At 72.1% G+C, this 18,787-nt stretch carries 11 protein-coding genes and 1 pseudogene; 11 read left to right on the top strand and 1 reads right to left on the bottom strand.

Annotated features, from left to right (window positions below; translation table 11 throughout):
* Positions 1 to 3 precede the first annotated feature (3 nt).
* The 3 genes and pseudogenes from AY578_RS32655 to AY578_RS32665 all read left to right on the top strand — a co-directional run bounded on the left by AY578_RS32655 (position 4) and on the right by AY578_RS32665 (position 4,527).
* Positions 4 to 3,318 (top strand): right-handed parallel beta-helix repeat-containing protein, encoded by a 3,315-nt coding sequence (locus AY578_RS32655; protein ID WP_161231696.1) that lies wholly within the window; start codon positions 4 to 6, stop codon positions 3,316 to 3,318.
* Between the two features lie 134 nt (positions 3,319 to 3,452).
* Positions 3,453 to 3,812: pseudogene (locus tag AY578_RS32660) on the top strand (S8 family serine peptidase); the annotation flags it as partial.
* 307 nt (positions 3,813 to 4,119) lie between these two features.
* Positions 4,120 to 4,527, top strand: coding sequence for a hypothetical protein (locus AY578_RS32665; protein ID WP_337663103.1), 408 nt, complete (start codon positions 4,120 to 4,122; stop codon positions 4,525 to 4,527).
* 81 nt (positions 4,528 to 4,608) lie between these two features.
* On the opposite strand, the gene eccCa is transcribed toward AY578_RS32665, so the two are convergent.
* Positions 4,609 to 8,667, bottom strand: a complete 4,059-nt coding sequence (gene eccCa / locus AY578_RS32670) for a type VII secretion protein EccCa (protein ID WP_136239346.1) — start codon at positions 8,665 to 8,667, stop codon at positions 4,609 to 4,611.
* Positions 8,668 to 9,128: 461 nt separating this feature from the next.
* Here eccCa and eccD point away from each other — a divergent pair, with 461 nt between their 5' ends.
* The 8 genes from eccD (at position 9,129) to AY578_RS32710 (ending at position 18,706) form a co-directional block, all read left to right on the top strand.
* Complete coding sequence (gene eccD, locus AY578_RS32675; RefSeq protein ID WP_026243682.1) at positions 9,129 to 10,535, top strand: type VII secretion integral membrane protein EccD; 1,407 nt, start codon at positions 9,129 to 9,131, stop codon at positions 10,533 to 10,535.
* Positions 10,536 to 10,595: 60 nt separating this feature from the next.
* Positions 10,596 to 12,230, top strand: a complete 1,635-nt coding sequence (eccB, locus tag AY578_RS32680; protein WP_258906852.1) for a type VII secretion protein EccB — start codon at positions 10,596 to 10,598, stop codon at positions 12,228 to 12,230.
* A 460-nt stretch (positions 12,231 to 12,690) separates the two neighbouring features.
* Positions 12,691 to 13,026 (top strand): hypothetical protein, encoded by a 336-nt coding sequence (locus AY578_RS32685; RefSeq protein ID WP_019523856.1) that lies wholly within the window; start codon positions 12,691 to 12,693, stop codon positions 13,024 to 13,026.
* A gap of 87 nt (positions 13,027 to 13,113) precedes the next feature.
* The gene (locus tag AY578_RS32690) at positions 13,114 to 13,422 is read left to right on the top strand and encodes a WXG100 family type VII secretion target (RefSeq protein ID WP_019523857.1); all 309 of its coding nucleotides are present in this window, start codon (positions 13,114 to 13,116) and stop codon (positions 13,420 to 13,422) included.
* A gap of 126 nt (positions 13,423 to 13,548) precedes the next feature.
* On the top strand, positions 13,549 to 14,022 hold the full coding sequence (locus tag AY578_RS32695; RefSeq protein ID WP_019523858.1) for a type VII secretion system-associated protein: 474 nt from the start codon (positions 13,549 to 13,551) through the stop codon (positions 14,020 to 14,022).
* Positions 14,023 to 14,087: 65 nt separating this feature from the next.
* Entirely contained in the window at positions 14,088 to 17,735 is a 3,648-nt protein-coding gene (locus tag AY578_RS32700; protein WP_026243683.1) for an AAWKG family protein, read from the top strand.
* Between the two features lie 124 nt (positions 17,736 to 17,859).
* Entirely contained in the window at positions 17,860 to 18,315 is a 456-nt protein-coding gene (locus AY578_RS32705) for a YbaB/EbfC family nucleoid-associated protein (protein ID WP_019523859.1), read from the top strand.
* 1 nt (position 18,316) lies between these two features.
* Positions 18,317 to 18,706 carry a hypothetical protein gene (locus AY578_RS32710; protein ID WP_019523860.1) on the top strand — a complete coding sequence of 130 codons (390 nt, stop codon included), beginning with the start codon at positions 18,317 to 18,319 and terminating at the stop codon, positions 18,704 to 18,706.
* The last annotated feature ends 81 nt before the right edge of the window (positions 18,707 to 18,787 follow it).

The raw sequence follows: 18,787 nt of genomic DNA on the forward strand, positions 1-18,787 counted from the left end.
CGCGTGTCGCGCCAGGTACTGTCGGTCGGTCCCGACGACCGGGACCGTTTCCGGACGATCGGTGAGGCACTCGCTGCGGCCCGCACCGGCGCGCTCATCAGCGTCCGGCCCGGGACGTACGCGGAGAACCTGGTGATCCACACCCGGGTCACCCTCACCGCTGCCGAGGGGCGGGGCACCGTGGAGATCCGGCCCCGGTCGGGCAGCGTCCTCGCGCTGCGCGCCGACGCCGTGATGCTTTCGGAGCTGACCTTGCGCGGCAGTGACGCCGAGGCACCCGCCGTGGACGTACGGCGCGGCCAGGCCGCGCTCGACGGCTGCGAGATAGCCGGCGCCGCATGGACGGCGATGCTGGCCGGCGGCACGGGTTCGCTGGCGCTGCGGGACTGCCGGGTGAGCAACTCCCAGGGCGCGGCCATCGTGGTCACCTCGACCACGCCGACCACCGTGGAGGGCTGCACCCTTGAGCACCTCGGCACCAGCGGCCTGGTCATCGCCGAGCAGGGAGAGGCTCGCGTCCGGGGCTGCACGGTGCGTGACGCCCGTGGCAACGGCATCCTCGCCAACGGCGAGGCCCGCGGCTCGGTCGAGGACTGCGACATCTCCTCGACCGACAAGCCGTCCCTCGCCCTGGAGGGCGACTCCGCCCTCACCGTGAGCCGCACGGTCGTGCACGACACCGCCAACGGCGTCCACCTGAGCAGCGGCGGCCGTACGACGCTGGAGGACGTCCGCGTCACCGGCGCGTCCGGCACCGGCGTCACCCTGGCCGCGGGCACCGACCCCGTACTGCGCCGCTGCCGCGTCTCCCGTACCCGGGGCCACGGTGTGGTCGTCACCGACCGGGCGCGGGGAACCTTCGAGGACTGCTGGGTGGACGGCGCCCAGGGTGTGGCCCTGCGGGTCGCCGGCGCGGCCTCCCCGGCACTGACCGGCCTGACCGTCCGCGACTGCGCCGAGACCGCCGTACTCCTGGAGGAGGACGCGGCGGCGGAGCTGGACCGACTGGAGGTCATAGGCGGCGCCCCGGCGATCGCGCTGCGCGCCGGGGCCAACCCACTGCTGCGCAGGGCGCGCCTCGTGGAGCCGTCGGGTGACGGCATCACCGCCGCCAAGGACGCCCGCGGCCGCATCGAGGACTGCGAGATCGTCCAGCCGGCCGGCTCCGGCGTGCGCGTCGCCGGCGGCAGCACCCTGTACCTGGCCGGTGGCGGCGTCTTCGACGCCGCCGACAGCGGCCTCGTCCTGGAGGACGGCGGCAACGTCACCGTCCGGGACTTCCGCGTCGAGAGATCCGGCGCGGACGGCATCGTCGTCGACGCCGGCGGCGAACTGACCGCCAACCGCACCTCCGTGCACACCTCGCAAGGCCACGGCGTCCTGCTGCGCGACGGCGCCATCGCCTCGCTCAGCGGCTGCGAGGCGGCCGGCGGGGGACAGGACGGATTCCGCGTGGAGTCCACCGCGTCGATCTCGCTCGTCAACTGTCTCGCCCGGGAGAACGAGGGCGGTGGCCTCGTCCAGACCACCCCCGGCGAGCGGCTCGCCGTGGAAGGGCTCACCAGCACCGGCAACGGCAAGCGCGACGCCTGGGGATCGGGCAGCGCCGAGAACACCGACCCGGCGGGCTCGGGGGCCGCGGACACACCCGCCAAGGACCGGCCCGACGGCCCGCTGGGCGCCCTGAACGCGCTGATCGGCCTGGACAACGTCAAGGAACAGGTCCGCACCCTGGTCAACCTCACCCAACTCGCCCAGCGACGCGAACAACTCGGCATGTCAGCTCCGCCGATGAGCCGCCACCTGGTCTTCACCGGCCCGCCCGGCACCGGCAAGACCACCGTCGCCCGCCTCTACGGCGCGATCCTCGCCGAACTCGGATCGCTGCGCGACGGACACCTCGTGGAGGTCTCGCGCGCCGACCTCGTCGCCCAGGTCGTCGGCGGTACGGCGATCAAGACGACCGAGACCTTCGAACGGGCCCTCGGAGGCGTCCTCTTCGTCGACGAGGCGTACACCCTCACCTCGGACAGCGGACACGGCGGCGCCGACTTCGGCCGCGAGGCCGTCGACACGCTGCTGAAGCTGATGGAGGACCACCGCGACGACGTCGTCGTCATCGTCGCCGGTTACACCGACGAGATGACCCGGTTCCTCGCCTCCAACCCCGGCCTCGGGTCGCGCTTCTCCCGCACGGTCGAGTTCGAGAACTACACCGTGCCCGAACTGGTCGCCATCATGGAGAGCATGTGCGCCGCGCACCAGTACGAGCTGGGCGAGGGCACGGCGGCGGCGTTGGCCGCCCACTTCGAGGCGATTCCCCGGGGCGCCGACTTCGGCAACGGTCGTGCCGCGCGCGGTGTCTTCGAGGAGATGGTGGACCGGCAGGCGGTCCGGCTCGCCACGCTCCAGCAGGTCGGCGAGCGCGACCTGCGTCTGCTGCTGCCGCAGGACGTCTCCGCGGCAGCTGCCGAGCAGACCGCGGAGTCGGGCGTACCGGACAACGACCCGCTGACCCGCCTCGGCGACATGGTCGGCCTGGCCGACGTCAAGCGCGACGTCACGGACCTGGTCAACCTCATCACCACGGCCCGCCACCGCGCCGCCGCCGGACTGCCGGTGCCCTCGCTCAGCCACCACCTGGTCTTCACCGGCCCGCCGGGCACCGGCAAGACCACCGTCGCCCGGCTCTACGGCGAGATCCTCGGCCAGTTGGGCATCCTGCAGCGCGGCCAACTGGTCGAGGCGGCCCGCGCCGACCTGGTCGGCCGCTACGTCGGACACACCGCCCAGCTCACCCGGGAGGTCTTCGACCGGGCCCGCGGCGGCGTCCTGTTCATCGACGAGGCGTACACCCTCACCCCGCGCGGCGGCGGCAACGACTTCGGCCAGGAAGCGGTGGACACGCTGCTGAAACTGATGGAGGACCACCGCGACGAGGTCGTGGTCATCGTCGCCGGCTACACCGACGAGATGGAGCGCTTCCTCGCCTCCAACCCCGGGCTGGCCTCGCGCTTCCCGCGCCGGGTCGCCTTCGCCGACTACTCCTCCGAGGAACTGGTCACCATCGTGCGCGCCCAGGCCTCCGCCATGGGCTACGAGTGCGGTCCCGGCACCGGGCCGCTGCTGCGGGAGTACTTCGACTCGCTGCCCCGCGACCGGTCCTTCGGCAACGCCCGGCTGGCCCGGCAGATGGTGGAGGCGATGGTCACCCGGCAGGCCGGGCGGCTCAGTTCGCTCGCCGCGCCCACACTGGAGGATCTGCGGGGCCTGCTGCCGGAGGACGTCACCGCCGCGATCCCGAAGGCGGCCCGGTGAAGCGCCGTGGGCCGGGCGCGGCCCGCCCGCTGTGCGGTGCGGCGCTGGCCGCGGCCCTGCTGCTGCCCGTGGCCGCGGCCGAGCAGGCGAGCGCGGCGCCCGCCGCAGACGGCAAGCGCCAGGAGCTGCCGCCCATGCCCTCCGCACTCGACCCCCGCGCCGACGCCGTGGAGTGCACGGCGGCCTCGCGCGAGAAGGCCGAGAAGCAGGACTGGTCGCGCCAGCGCCTGGACCTGGCCCGGGCGCACCAGCACGGCACCGGAGCGGGCACGACCGTCGCCCTGGTCGACACCGGAGTCAGCACCGACGCCGCCGGACTCGGCGGGCGGGTCACCGCCCGGGGCGCGGCCGGTGACGACTGCGTCGGACACGGCACCTTCCTCGCCGGGCTGATCGTCGGGGAGGGCTGGGGCAGGACCCGGCTGCCCGGTGTCGCGCCGGAGGCGGAGCTGCTGGCCCTGCGCGGCACCGACGAACGCGGCTCGGCCGACGCCGCGCTGGTCGCGGGGGCGGTGCGCGACGCGACCGCCGCCGGCGCCGACGTGATCGCCGTCGGGGTGGCCCTGCCGAAGCGGACGAGAACTGACCTCCGCGGTGCCGAGGCGATCGACGCGGGCGGTGGTGGTCGCCGCCGCCACCCCCCGATCGCCGCACGCCGCGCCACGCGGGAGACGCCGGCCGCACCTACTGGCCGGCCGGCGAGCCCGGAGTGCTCTCCGTCGCCGACATGCTCCCAGCGGGGCCCGTCCGGGCGACGCCCTGCCGACCGACGGCGTCGACCTCGTCGCGCCCGGCGCCGGCGTGGTCTCCGGCGGCCCGCGCGGCGACGGCCACTACCTGGGGGCCGGCGCCTCCGTCGCCGCCGCCTACACCGCCGGGACCGCCGCACTGGTCCGCGCCGCCCGCCCGGACGACACCCCCGAGGAGATCGTCCACCGGCTGACGTCCACCGCCTACCCGGCGGACATCCCGCAGCTCGACGCCTACGCGGCCCTCACCACCGTGCTGGGTGACGCCCCCGTCCGGGCGCGGGCCGCCGAGGGACCGGTGACCGTACGGGACACCGCGTCCGCCGACCGGGCCGCGAACCGGGCCACCGCCTTCGTCCTCCTCGGCACCGCCGGGGTCCTCGCCGTGCTCTGGGCCGTCATCGCCGTCCCGCGGGCCCGCGCCCGTGGCTGGCGCCCGGCGGACACCGGCCGGGACTGAGCACCGGCCCCGCCCCTTCCACGACGCCCGGGGGCGGTCACCTGAGTGACCGCCCCCGGGCGTCTCGCGTGCCGCAGCCTGTCAGCCCACCGGTGTGCCGTCCGCCAGCGCCGTCTGAATGAGCTGCGCCTTGCGGCGGGCGACGTGCAGGGCACGGCCGGGCGGGAGGTTGCGCGGCTTGGTGTTGCCGAAGAGGTTGCCCTCGGTGGGCGGGCAGGACAGCAGCACCGCCGGGTTGTTGGCCTCGTCGAGGCGGCGCAGCAGCGCGTCGCTCATGGCGCGGCCCGCGCCCATCGCGCTGCGTGCGACGACCATGTGCAGGCCCATCTCGAAGCCGAGGGCCAGATGCTCGAAGAGCGGCTCGAAGGGGCTCTGGAAGGAGTTGCCCGAGACCATGTCGTAGTCGTCGACGAGGACGAACAGGCGCGGGCCCGTCCACCAGTCGCACCGGCGCATCCGGGACGGCGCGATGTCCGCCCCCGGCACCCGGGTCTTCATCGCGCGGGCCGCGCCCTCGACCGTCTCCTTGAGGTTGTCCAGGGAGATCACGTGCCCGATGCGGTACTCCTCGGGGATCGTGTCCACCAGCGTACGGCGGTAGTCGACCACGATGATCTTTGCCTCGTTGGGCGCGTACCGGGTGGTGATGCCCTCGGTGATCCGGCGCATCAGGTTGGTTTTGCCGCTCTCGGTGTCGCCGATCACGGTCAGGTGCGGCGTGCGGCTGAAGTCGTGCCAGACCGGCTCCAGGGCATCCTGGTCGATGCCGAGCGCCAGCCGCATGCCGCCGCCCTCCGTGGTCTGCGGGGCGGGGAGTTCGGCCACCGGCAGCCGGTGCGGCAGCATCCGGACCTGCGGGGCGGACGGACCCGTCCAGTGCCGGGAGATCTCGGAGACGAGATGGGCTACACCCTCGCCGAGGTCTTCCAGAGAGCCGCTGCCGTCGATGCGGGGCAGGGCGGCCAGGAAGTGCATCTTGCTGTCGGGGGTGATGCCGCGCCCTCCGGTGCGGGGCACCGAGCGGGCCTTGCGGGTGTCGATCTCGGAGTCCATCGGGTCACCCATCCGCAGTTCCAGACGGGTTGCCGACTGGTCGCGGACCTGAGCGGACAGCTCCACCCAGCGGGTCGTGCCGATCAGCAGGTGGATGCCGTAGTTGAGGCCGCGGGCGGCCAGCTCGTTGAACTTCGGCACCAGGTCGTCGTAGTCCTGGCGGACCGTCGACCAGCCGTCGACCACCAGGAACACGTCGCCGAAGGGATCGTCGGGGAACTCCCCGGCGGCCCGGCGGCGGCGGTAGGACTGCATCGAATCGACGGCGTGGTCCACGAAGAACTGCTCGCGGCGGGCCAGCAGCGTCATCACCTCGGCGACCGCCCGGTGCACGCGCTCCGGATTGAGCCTGGCCGCGACCCCGCCGACGTGCGGGAGCGAGGCCAGCTGGGAGAGACCGCCGCCGCCGAAGTCGAGGCAGTAGAACTGCACCTCGGCCGGAGTGTGGGTGAGCGCCAGGGCGGCGATCAGCGTACGGATCAGGGTGGACTTGCCGCTCTGCGATCCGCCCGCGATGGCCACGTGGCCGCCGGCCCCGGACAGGTCCACGACGTGCGGGTCGCGGCGTTGCTCGAAGGGCTTGTCGACCAGGGCGACCGGCACGCGCAGCCGGCCGGTGCCGGGCCAGCTCTCGGCGGTCAGGCCCCGCTCGGGGTCGGCGACGACGCCGGGCAGCAGCTCGTCCAGTGGTACGGGCGCGTCCAGCGGCGGCAGCCACACCTGGTGGGCGGCGGGGCCGGAGTCGCGCAGCCGGTCCAGGGCCACGTCGAGCAGGGTCTCCTCCTCGCCGGTCTCGGAAGTGACCGGCTCGGGCTCCGGCAGCGCCTCCGGGGCACGCGGCACGACCCAGCCGCTGGTCCACGGCACCACCTGGCTGGCGACCCGGGCCCGGGCCACCGCACCGGTACGGCGGGTGTAGGTGCCGGACGAGTAGGCGGCGCGGAACCGGGTCAGCGACTCCACGCCGGACTTGAGGTAGCCGTTGCCTGGCGCGGAGGGCAGCTGGTAGGCGTCCGGCACACCCAGCACACCGCGGCTCTCCATCGCGGAGAAGGTGCGCAGGCCGATCCGGTACGACAGATGGCTCTCCAGCTGGTGCATGCGGCCCTCGTCCAGGCGCTGCGAGGCGAGCAGCAGATGGACGCCGAGCGAACGGCCGAGGCGGCCAATCATCACGAACAGGTCCATGAACTCGCGGTGCGAGGACAGAAGTTCACTGAACTCGTCGACCACCACGAACAGGCTGGGCAGCGGCACCAGATCGGCGCCGCCCGCGCGGGCCCGCTCGTACTCCAGCGCGGAGGTGTAGTTGCCGGCCGCGCGCAACAGCTCCTGCCGGCGCATCAGTTCACCGTGCAGCGCGTCCTGCATGCGCTCCACGAGAGCGGCCTCGTCCGCGAGGTTGGTGATGACGGCGGAGGTGTGCGGAAGCTCCTCCAGTCCGAGGAAGGTGGCGCCGCCCTTGAAGTCGACGAGGACGAAGTTGAGGGTCTCCGAGGAGTTGGTCAGCGCAAGGCCGAGGACCAGGGTGCGCAGCAGTTCGCTCTTGCCGGAGCCGGTGGCGCCGATGAGCAGGCCGTGCGGGCCCATGCCGCCCTGTGCGGACTCCTTGATGTCCAGCTCGACCGGGCGGCCGTCGATGCCGACGGCCACCGGCACCCGCAGCCGGGCGGAACCGGTCTGCCGGGCGAAGTGGGCCCGTGCGTCGTGCCGGTGCAGGTCGGGAATGCCGAGCAGCGTGGTCAGCTCGATGTCCGTCTCCAGCGGCTGGGCTATGTCGGTGCCCAGGCTCATCCGGCGGGCTGCGAGCAACCGGGCCAGGGACTCGGCGCCCAGCGGGCCGAGCCGGTCGGGACGGCCCAGCGGCACCGACCGCTCCTTGCGGCTGCGGTCGGTGCGCACCAGGCTGATCGTGTCGGGCCCCACCGTCAGGCGCAGGGTGTTGCGGCCCGGACGCCAGGGCATGGCGCCGGACACGTCCAGGACCAGCGCGTTGCGGTAGCCGTGACCGGCCCAGCGGTGGCCCTCGGGGACGGTGACGCCGTCCAGGACGACGACGGTGAACGGTTCGTCACGGCCGGGCCGGGCGTCCGGGTCGAAGCCGGGCCTCTCGGCGAACTCGCTGCCGAGCAGGTCGTCGAGTTCGGTGAGGTCCGCGGTGACCCGGCGGACCGGTCCGGCCCCGTCCTCCTCCTGCGGGTCGAGAACATGCGGCAGCCACTTCACCCACTCCCAGTCGGAACGCCGGTCGTCACTGACGCAAAAGGCGAGCCATAGCTCCTCGGGGGCGTGGAAGACGGCGAGTTGCGCGATCAGGGCACGCACCAGGGACGCCGGCGCCTCGCCGGAGGGACCGGCCGGACGCGCCCCGGCCCCGGTACGGGTCTCCTCCGTCCGCGCCCCCTCGTCGGCACGCCCGAGCGTCTGTCCCCGGGGCGGGACATCCGCGACGTGACCGTCGTCGGCGGGATCCTCGGGGCGCAGCAGGATGCGGGCCGAAGAACGCAGGTAGAGACCGAGGGGCTGCTCGGGAATGGTCGAGTAGGCGCGTATGAAGCGGCGCAGGGCGTGCGCGCACAGCGGTTCCAGGTCCTCGACGGGCCGGGTCGAGACGGGGTTGAGGGAGAGGGCGAGTTGCTGCTCGCCCACCGCGATGCGGACCTCGCCGAAGTCCTCGTCCGCCGGGCGCCGTTCCCACAGTCGTGAGGTGCGCGCCAGGGACCGCAGGGAGCCGGGGTCGGGATGGCGCCAGGCGAGCGCCCGCTGCTGCTCCACGATGGTCGCCCGCACTCGCTTGCGGATCTGCGTCAGGTAACGGAGGTAGTCGCGGCGCTCACCCTTCAGCCGCTGCTTGCGCTCGCCGGAGCGGCGCATCAGCTGGCCGAGCAGCATGGCGGCGGCGGAGAGCGCCATGACACCCAGCGCCAGGTACATGAAGACGCCGTTCCCGCCGCCGGGGCGCAGGAACATCAGCATCATCGACATGGACATGAGTGCCATCGGCAGGTATGTCCAGATCGCGGAGGTGTCCGGCACGGTCTCGGAGAGGACCGGCGGTTCCTGGAGGGTCAGTTGGCCTTCGGGCATCTCCGGACCGCGCCTGCGGGCGGGTCGGCGAAACAACACCACACTCAAGGACTGAACCTCCGCTATCACTGGGCATTGCGACCCGCGCCGTTCCTCGGTACCCGGCGGTGGACCGGGTTCTACCGCGTCGGTTTCGGGCGGCCCGTAGGGCAGCGGAAGTCACGTGGAATTTCCGGGCGGGAATCGGGCACGGGACTTCCGCATCGGGCAACTCCCTTTGCGGGAGCGGTGCGAGGCCCACGACACGATCCGACGGGCGTAGGCAGTAGTCTGCATTCACCGAGCGCGGCCTGTCCACGCGGGGCCGCGTACCGCTCGGTACGCGGCCCCGAATTCCCCTGATGTTCTGGCGTCGGGACCCCTCTGCTCCGCCGTGCCCGCGTTCCGTATTCTGCTCCCGCCCCTTCACGTGGAAGTCCTTCTGCCGAAGTCCCCCCCCACGGATGACGAAAGTTGTGCTGATGACAGACAGCACGGTGGCCGAACTGTGCCGCCTGACCGTACGTGCGCCGAATGTCTCCGTCGACCTGGCCGTGCCCGCCGGAGTACCGGTCTCCGATCTGCTGCCCACCCTGCTGCGGTACGTCGGCGAGGAGGCCGAGGAGGCCGGGCTCGACCATGCCGGCTGGGTGCTGCAGCGGCTGGGTGACGCCCCGCTCGACGAGGAGACCACCCTTGCCCGAGCCGGCCTCGCCGACGGCGACGTCCTGTACCTGCGCCCGCACACCGAGTCCCTCCCCGAGGCCCGTCTCGACGACCTCGTGGACGGCATATCGGACACGGTCGGCCGGCGGATGCGCACCTGGAGCCCGAACGCCGCCCGCGGACTGCTCGGCGGCACGGCGGTGGCGACCCTGGCTCTCGCCCTGATGCTGGTGTTCCGGCCCGGGCTGGACGGCTCCGGCTCGCTGAGGGTGGCCTGCGCCGGTGTGACCGGAGTGCTGGTGCTCGCCGGCGCCGCCTCGGCCAGCCGCGCGGTCGGCGACCGGCTCACGGCAACCGTCCTCGGCCTGCTGGTCGCACCCTGTCTCGCTCTGGCCGGCTGGGTCCTGCCCGGCGGCGACCTCACCGGCCCGGACGCCGCGCGCGTGGTGGGCGCGCGCCTGCTCGCGGCGGGCGCCGCCGGAGCGGGCGGCGCGGTGCTCGCCCTCGCGGCGACCGCCGTCGGGGCCCCGGCCCTGTGCGCCACAGCACTGGTGGCGGTGGCCACCGCCGTCACCGGCATGCTGATCGGCTACGCAGGAATGGAAGCGCCGGCTGCGGTGGCGCTGGTGATGGTGGTCCTGGCGCTGGGCGCCGGTGCCGTCGCTCCGTTCGCCTTCAAGCTGGCCGGCATGCGGATGCCCGCACTGCCGTCCTCCGCCGGCGAACTGCAGGAGGGCATCGAGCCCTACGCCGGCGACGAGGTCGCCGAGCGCACCGAGCTGGCCGGACGCTGGGTGACCGCGCTCTTCGCGGCCACCGGCACCGCCGCCGTGGCGGCCCTCGTCGTCCTCGCCGAACACCCGAACCTGCCCGAGGTGCTGACCGCGCTCGTGCTGAGCCTGCTGCTGCTCCTGCACTCCCGCGGCCTGGTCCACATCGGACAGCGGCTGACGCTGGCGCTGCCGGGCGTCGCGGGCCTGCTGCTGCTCGCCCGCGCCTGGGCGGTGGACGGCGACGGCGACACCCGTCTGGTGGTCTTCGCGGTGCTGCTCGCCGCCGCCGCCGGCCTGGTGATCGCCACCTGGACCGTACCGGGGCGTCGGATGCTGCCGTACTGGGGCCGCGCGGCGGAGCTGGCGCACACCGTCTTCGCGGTCGCGCTGCTGCCGCTCAGCCTGTGGGTGGCCGGTCTCTTCGGCTGGCTGCGCGGACTGTTCGGCTAGAGAACGCCATAGGGCGTGCCCGCGCCACCGGGCACATGGACGACGAGAAGAGGAGAGGCCGTGCAGTCCAAGCGTGACCAGGTACAGGCGCACAGCTTCATGATGGGCAGGCTCAGTTCGGGCCTGCTGACGGGCGACCCGGACGCCCCCGAGAGCCCGCTCGGACGCACCACCCGCGGTGTCGTCTTCGGCGTGCTGTTCACCGTCCTCATCGGTGCCGGCACCGTGGTCTACGGCCTGCTGCGCCCCGGCGGGAACGACAGCTGGCGCGACGGCCGGCACCTGGTCGTCAACCGCGAGACCGGCGCCCGTTACCTGTGGACCGGCACCGACGGCGTACTGCACCCGGTGCGCAACTACACCTCGGCGCGCCTGATCGGCGGGGCCGACCTGCCGACGGAGGACGTCGGCACCGCCTCGCTGCGCGACGTGCCCGTCGGCGGTCCGGTGGGCATTCCCGGCGCCCCCGACGGCCTGCCGGAGGCCGGGCAACTCGACAACGGTGCCTGGAACATGTGCGTCACCGGCCCGGACGGCGCGGACCCCAGCACCTCTGCGGCGGTCTCCGCCTCGGCCGTCGACAGGGCCGGGGCGACGACGCTGGTGGCCGGCGCGCCGGTCGACACCACGGACATCGCCGCCGACCGCGCGGTACTGGTGCGCGGCCCGGACAAGACGGAGTACCTGGTGTGGCGGGGCAGCCGGCTGCCGCTGGACGAGAAGTCCGACGCCCGCACCGCGCTCGGTTACGGATCGGAGGAGCCGGTGCCCGTGTCGGCGGCCTTCCTGGACGCGCTGGCCCCCGGCCCCGGACTGCGCTCGCCGGACGTGCCGGGACGCGGGGGCGAGGGCCCGGAGCTCGGCGGCGAGCCCACCCGTATCGGCCAGGTCTTCGAGGTGAGCGTGCCCGGAGGCGAAGGTTCCTACCACCTGCTGCGCGAGGACGGCCTGGTGCCGCTGACCAGGCTCGGCGCCGCCCTGGCGCTGGGCGACCCCGCCACCCAGAAGGACGCCTACCAGGGCGAGTCGCCCGAGGCGCGCACGGTCGGCGCCGACGCGCTGCGCGAGCACCAGGCCGAGGACGCCGGCCGGGCGGGCACGGCGGGCCTGCCGGACGCGCCGCCCCCGCAGTCCGTACCGCGCGGCAGCGCGCTGTGCGCCCAGGTGGACGGCGGCGACAGCGGCGCCCGCATCGGCTCGGTGCTGGCCCCGCTGACCGAACTTGCCCCGGTGGCGGTGTCGGCGGGCACCGACGCCCCCGTGCGGCAGGCGTGCGTACCGACCGACGCCACCGTCGTCCGGCCCGGCCACGGTGCCTTGGTGCGAGCGCTGCACGCCAGCGGCGCCGCCCACGCGGGCACCACCTACCTGGTCGCCGAGAACGGAGTGAAGTACCGCGTCCCCGCAGAGGACTCCCTCAAGGCGCTCGGGTACACCACGGGCGACATCGACTCCGTGCCCGCTCCGCTGCTCGCGACGCTGCCGACCGGCGCGGACCTGGACCCGGACGTCGCCTCCGGCACCGCGAAGCCCCGCGTCACGGCACCCGACTGCGAGAGGGCCGCGCAGCAGGAGGTGAGGGACACGGGCGGGAAGGCTACGGCTGCGAGCTTCGTCACAGTGGCCCCGTCGGCAACTCAGGACGCAGCGGACACCACGCCACGGTCCCGGCAAGGAACTCAAAGGGGCCTCTGAGGGCGAAAAAGGCGGAGAGTCGGGGCTATTACCGGTCGGGGCAGATGCAGCGGGCACTGGGTTCGCGAGCCTTTTGTTCATTCTGGTCGCTGTCGAACCTCAGAGAAAGCTCAGAATTCCCGGCCCCGCCACCCTCTCATGATGTGACCGGATGGCGCGCATATTCCGGCCCGCGGGCCCGCTCGATGGCCGTTCGCGGCTTAGGCGTGCCCGAATGGCGCCCGCATCGGGTCTACCGCCCGCACGGACGCCGCATCACGGACAGTTCGGTCCGGCGAGACTGTTCATCCGATCGAAACCTGCGCTCAACTTCCGGCCCCGACAGATAATTTGAGCCAACCTCCGAACTTCGAAAACTTCCGGAGCGCGTTGCGCGGAACGGGAGCCTCTACTTAGCCTCAGCGGGCAACGGTGCGATGTGATCGCTCGAATGTGATCGCTCGAACGAAGGGAGCGCGACATGGCGGACAGCGCCGCGAGGAAAGCGGACTATGCCAAGGGCCTGGGAGGTGTCTCGTCCCTCGAGACCGCCCGGAGCCAGGTGGAGAAGATCCAGAACAACGTCGCCGAGATCGCCTCGCGTTCAGGCGTCGGCGGCGACGAGGGTCAGGCCCTGCTGAAGCTCTTCCGCAGCTGGAACGCGGAGGCCCAGACGGTCGTCGTCCAGATCAGCAAGATGATCGACGCCCTCCAGGAGAACGTCACCTCCGCCAACCGTCTGGCGCAGGAGAACCAGGACCTCACCGAGGTTCTCAACAGCAAGACCAGTCAGGGCGTCTTCCAGGCGCTGCTCTGACACGTCCCGCGCCGTGCGGCCCTGAGTGAGGCCGCGCTGTTCGAGCCCGCCGGACGCGAGGCGTCCGGCCACCAGAGAGGAGACGTCATGGCCGACGGCATCATCGACGTGCAGTATTCCGTGGTCCGCAAGGCCGTCGAGGAGTTGACGGACCAGACGCAGCAGATCATCACCACCCTCAACAACCTGGAGGACGAGCTCAAGCCGCTCGTCGCCTCCTGGGAGGGTGCGGACCAGGAGATGTACCGCCAGGTGCAGATGCAGTGGGACCAGGCCACCAAGAACATGGCCGTCCTGCTCAACGACAACGGCACCCTGATCCAGTCCATCCACGACAACCACTCCCGCGACGAGCGCCGCAGCGCCGACAACTGGGGCAACGTCCGCGCGCGTTGAGACTCGCCGGGCTCGGCCCGCGTCAGTCACGAGAGGCGGGCGGCGCGCCGTGGCGGTCACGTCCCGGTGTGCCCCCGTCCCTTTCACAGCCCGTGCATCCGGAACCGAGGGGCAGGAGAGCTTCCGATGGCCGACAACCCCACAGACATCAAGCACTTCGACCTGTCCGCGATGGCGAACTTCCGCGACTACGAGGTCGACAGGGCTCACAAGAGCGCGAAGAGGCACCGCGAAGGGGGCGGGGACGGCGACCCCCGCCCGCTCGGCGACCTCGTCGACGGCCACACCACCGAGGACAACCTCGACCAGAACCAGCAGCTGCTGCGCATCGGCAAGATGGCCACCGATCCGCTGGTCTCCGGACCGAAGCTCCTCGAAGGGGTCCGTGAGGCCGCCACAGCTCTCGACACGCTCCTCGGGGACCAGATCGACCTGTACAAGGAGCTGCGGGAAGCGCTCACCGAGACCATCGAAGGGGCGGAGAAGACCCAGGCCAAGAACCTGGACGCGATCGACGCCCAGACGCTGCTCCAGCACTTCGACGAGGTCGACACCCTCACCGCCGGCGGCAGCGGCGGCGGTGACGACACCGACTCCTAGAGAACCCGCACCCCGCGACACCCCCGTCGCGTGACCCACGACAACGCGACCAGAGAGGGCGCCCGGTGGTCGACCGTTACGACGAGAACTCGGAAGAGAACGTCAACAGGTACGAAGACGTCACGGACGCGTCGTCCGACGTCTGGGCGTCCCTGGTCACGCACATCACGGGCTACCCCGTGCCGGACCGCAGCACCATTTTCGACACTCTGCGCTCCGACCACGGCGGCAAGCTGTTCCGGATGGACATCAGGGACCGGGGCCTCGGCTCGTTCGTCCAGGACGCTTCCGGCTTCCTGCGCAACACCGGCGAGGACTACGACATCTGGTTCTTCGACAGCGGCAAGAGGACCCAGATCAAGCAGGCCAGGATCGTCTTCGAGGGCCGGGTGCGGGCGGGCGACGAGCTGATCTTCGCCGACCCGGGGACGGACGACGTCGCCAACGCCTCCGTGCGCGAGGGCAACGAGTTCAAGGACTACAACAAGGACGAGATGAGCACCGTGGCGCTCGCCCGGTACATGAACGGCCCGCGCACGGCGCTCCTCGAACTGCGCGGCGGCAACACGGGAAACGCCCGCTTCAGCAACCTGGGGGTGGCCGAGGACGCCGCGGTCGACCTCAAGTCCTTCGACACCACCGGTCAGAGCTTCGACTTCGCGGCCCAGTTCTTCCGGGACCAGGGGCCGAAGATCAAGGAGTGGGAGGACGCCCTCGGCCGGGAGGACGCCACCTGGAAGGGCGAGGCCGCGGAGGTCTTCCGCAGCCTGCTGACGAAGATCCGCGAAAACTACGACGCCTACATCGAGACGTTCGACGAGACGCCCAGCACCGGCGAGGGCGACGGAACCGGCAAAACGGTGTACTCGCGCGCCCTCTCCCAGGCCCGCCAGGCCCTGGAGAACGCCGCCGACAAGCTGCTGGACGCCTGGATCACCTGGGCCAACTCCGACTACTACGACCCGCACCGGGTGCTGCGGTACGTGCTGGACGACCTTGCCGTGTGGGTCGACGCGAACAACGTCGCCAATACCGAAATCAAGACGACCTACTCGGCGTACTCCTCGTCCACCTACCACGACCCGAAGGAAGGCTTCTCGCAGAACCACCCCGAGTACGGCGACCTCACCGACATCGCCAACTGGGCGAAGGTCGGCGACAAGGCCGTACAGATCTGGAGCCGGGGAGTCGACGAGTACCTCGTCAAGCCCGCGCGGAGCGTGCAGTCCACGCTGAACAACACCTTCCTGGACCTGAGCGGCGACTTCACCGAGAACGTCCCCGAACCGAAGTCGACCAGCACCGCCTCGCAGGAGTACGAGGAGCGCAAGGCCGAAGAGGCCCAGGACGAGATCAACCGGCAGAACGAGGAGAACAGGCGGTACCAGGACGAGCTGCGGGAAGAGCAGAACCGGCAGCGTGAAGAGGACAAGCGGTACCAGGACGAGCTCCGCGAGGAGCAGAACCGGCAGCGTGAAGAGGACAAGCGGGCCCAGGACGAGCTCCGCGAGGAACAGAAGCGCCAGCGTGAAGAGGACAAGCGGTACCAGGACGAGCTGCGGGAGGAACAGAACCGGCAGCGCGAGGAGGACCGCCGGTACCAGGACGAGCTTCGCGCCGAGCAGGAGAAGCAGGCGGACGAGGCCCAGGAGCAGCTGCGGACCTTCAACGACCGGACGACGACGGACCTCGACGGCCTCGACGACGTGCTGAACCGGAACGTCCCGGTCACCGAGAGTCTGGGCGACGTGGGCGGCATCAACGGCGGCGGCGACGGCTCGCTCACCCAGAACCTCGGCGCTCTCGGCGACGCCAACAACGCGGTCAACGAGAGCCTCGCCGGTCTGGGCGACACGGGCGGCACGGGCGGCGGCGACCAGCGGACGGCCGTGCCCCCGACGGCCAACCTGGGCAGTCTCGGCGGCCTCAACTCCGGCGGCGGCACCCGGACGCCGTCCGACCGCACCACCGGCCTCGTCGGCGGCGACCCGGTCGCGCGGTTCCCGGACGGCAGCAGCACCCGCTTCGACCCCGACACCGGGCTGCTCACCACCACCGGGCCCGACGGCACGACCACTACCACGGACCTCGGCAACGGCCTGCAGGTGACCAACCCGGACGGTTCCGTCACCTCCCTCACCGACGACGGCAAGCTCACCACGACCTTCCCGGACGGCCGTACGGAGACCATCGACCCGTCGACGGGCCGGGCGGTCACGACCAGCCCGGACGGTACGACGACCACCACCGACCTGGGCAGCCTGGGCGACCTCAACAGCGGTGCCGGCGGCGGGGTGCTGGACACGCCGACGGGCGGCACCACGCAGCTGACGGGCGGCGAACTGACCAGCAGGTTCCCGGACGGGAGCAGCACGAGCTTCGATCCGGACACCGGAACCCTGACGACGACCGGCCCGGACGGTTCGGTGACGACGACCGATCTGGGCAACGGCCTTCAGGTGACCAACCCGGACGGCTCGGTCACATCGCTGGGCGATGACGGAAACCTCACGACGACGTTCCCGGACGGCACGACGCAGAGCATCGACCCGTCGACGGGCCGGGCGGTCACGACCAGCCCGGACGGTACGACGACCACCACCGACCTGGGCAGCCTCGGCGACCTCAACGGCCGGAGCGACCTCAGCTCCCTGGGCGACCTGCCGACCCAGTCGAACGGGGACCTGAGCGGCCTCGGCGACCTCGACCTGGGAAGCCTCGACGGCCTCAACTCCGACACCGGCTCGGGACTTCGGACGCCCACGGGAGGCGAGACGTCGCTGGCCGGCGACGACCTGCTCACCCGGTTCCCGGACGGCACCCGGGCGACGTTCGACACCCAGACCGGGATGCTGACCGCCACCCACCCGGACGGGTCCGTCACCACCACGGACCTGACCCACGGCGTGCAGGTGAACAATCCCGACGGTTCCGTCACCTCCCTGGACAACGGCATGCTGACCACCGAATTCCCGGACGGCAGCACCCAGGTCGTCGACCCGGAGACCGGCATCGCCACCGTCACCGACGCCCAGGGCAACACCGAGACGGTGAACCTGAACGACCTCAACACCGGTAATACGCAGACGAGTTCGGTCGGCGGTGGCATCTTCGACGAGCTCGACGCCCTCGACACGCTCGGCGGTGGCGGTGGCGTGGGCGGCGGCACCAGCACCGAGACGTTGTCGCCCTCCGACCTCGATCTGAGCAACGGGGGCTCCCTCGGCCCGGCCACCGGCGCAGGACTCACCGCCGGTGCCTCCGTCGGCACCGACGGCCTGGTGACGGGCGCCGCGGCCCCGCTGTCCGACGGCACCACCGCGACCGGCGGCTCCCTCGGCCCGGTCGCCGCGTCCGGTACGGCCGGCGCCCCGGGCATGCCCGGCACCCCCGGTATGCCGATGGGCGGCATGGGCGGTGCCGGAGGCGGCGGCGACAAGGGCAACGGCGAGCGGGTGCGGGCCGTCCTGGTCGACGCGGCCGAGGAGAGCGAGCGCCGCAACCGCAGGCGGCGCAGCCCCTGGAACCGTCAGGAGGACAGCGACACGTTCCTGTCCCCGGCATCCCGCGTGGCCACCACCGGTGGCGACTCCCCGGAGGAGGAGGCAACGGACCAGGGTCGCAGGGTCACCACGTCCGCCGACTACCTGGAGGAGGACGCGGACGTGTGGGGCACCGAGGACGGCGGTACGCCGGCCGTCATCGGGCGATGACGGCGGCGACGGACGACGGCCGCGCCCGGGCCGGCAGGCGAACACCCCTCGACCCCGGCTGTCGGGGCGGACACCTCACCGGGCAAGATCGACTGTGCAGACGTGAGACATCAGGGGAGCGGACGTGACGGAACCACTGGAACAGCGTCTGGAGAAGGCCATGGCCGAACTCCGGTCGGCCCAGGAGGCGGTCGAGCGCACCGAACGCGAGCTGCGACAGGCCTCGTTCGCGGTGCTCTCCTCCGACCGTGCCGTCCGCGCCACCGTGGGCCCGCAGGGCGAGCTGACCGGCGTCGAATTCCTGGAGGACAAGTACCGCTCCATGTCCCCGCAGGAGCTTGCCGCCAGCGTTTTGGAGGCGGCGAGCGCGGCGCGGCTGAAGATGAACCGGCACGTGATGAAGGCGATGGCCCCGTTCACCGAACCCAGCAGCGAGGTGCCCGAACTGAAGGGCTTCGAGCTGGACTGGGAGCGCATCTTCGGCCCCGGCGTGCTGGAGAAGGACGACGAGGACACGGCACGCACGGACGGAGCGGTCCCGGGCTGGCGCGACGCGCTGGGCGAGGACGGGGAGGACTGACATGGGACAGCGGTACTACGTCGACCCGGCCCGCATCGAGGCGCTGACCGGGCAGTTGGAGGAGATCGCCACCCTGGCCAGGAGCATGACCGAGGAGTTCCTCGACGGTCTCGCCCCCACGGTCTCGTGGCCCGGCACCTCGGGCGACTTCGCGGAGAAGGCCAGACCGCAGGAGCAGAAGGAGCGACAGACCACCAAGGACACCATGATGTCCATCCGCGACGCGCTGGTGAGCATCACCGACGCCACCCTCAGCCAGGTCAGGCTCATGGAGGACACCCGGGACCGCAACCTGGAGGACATCGACCGCAACACCAGCCGGATCGAGACCGACGGATTTGGTCTCGACGGCTCGGGCGGCGGTGACACGGGCGGGCATGGCCGCCACTGACCTCCGCGCCGCAGGCCGCCCCCGCACCATGCGGGGAGCGGCCCCCCGGTGCTGCCCGCACGGCCTGACGGGCGGTCGCCG

The sequence above is a fragment of the Streptomyces thermocarboxydus genome (assembly GCF_024760485.1).
Lineage (GTDB): Bacteria > Actinomycetota > Actinomycetes > Streptomycetales > Streptomycetaceae > Streptomyces > Streptomyces cellulosae.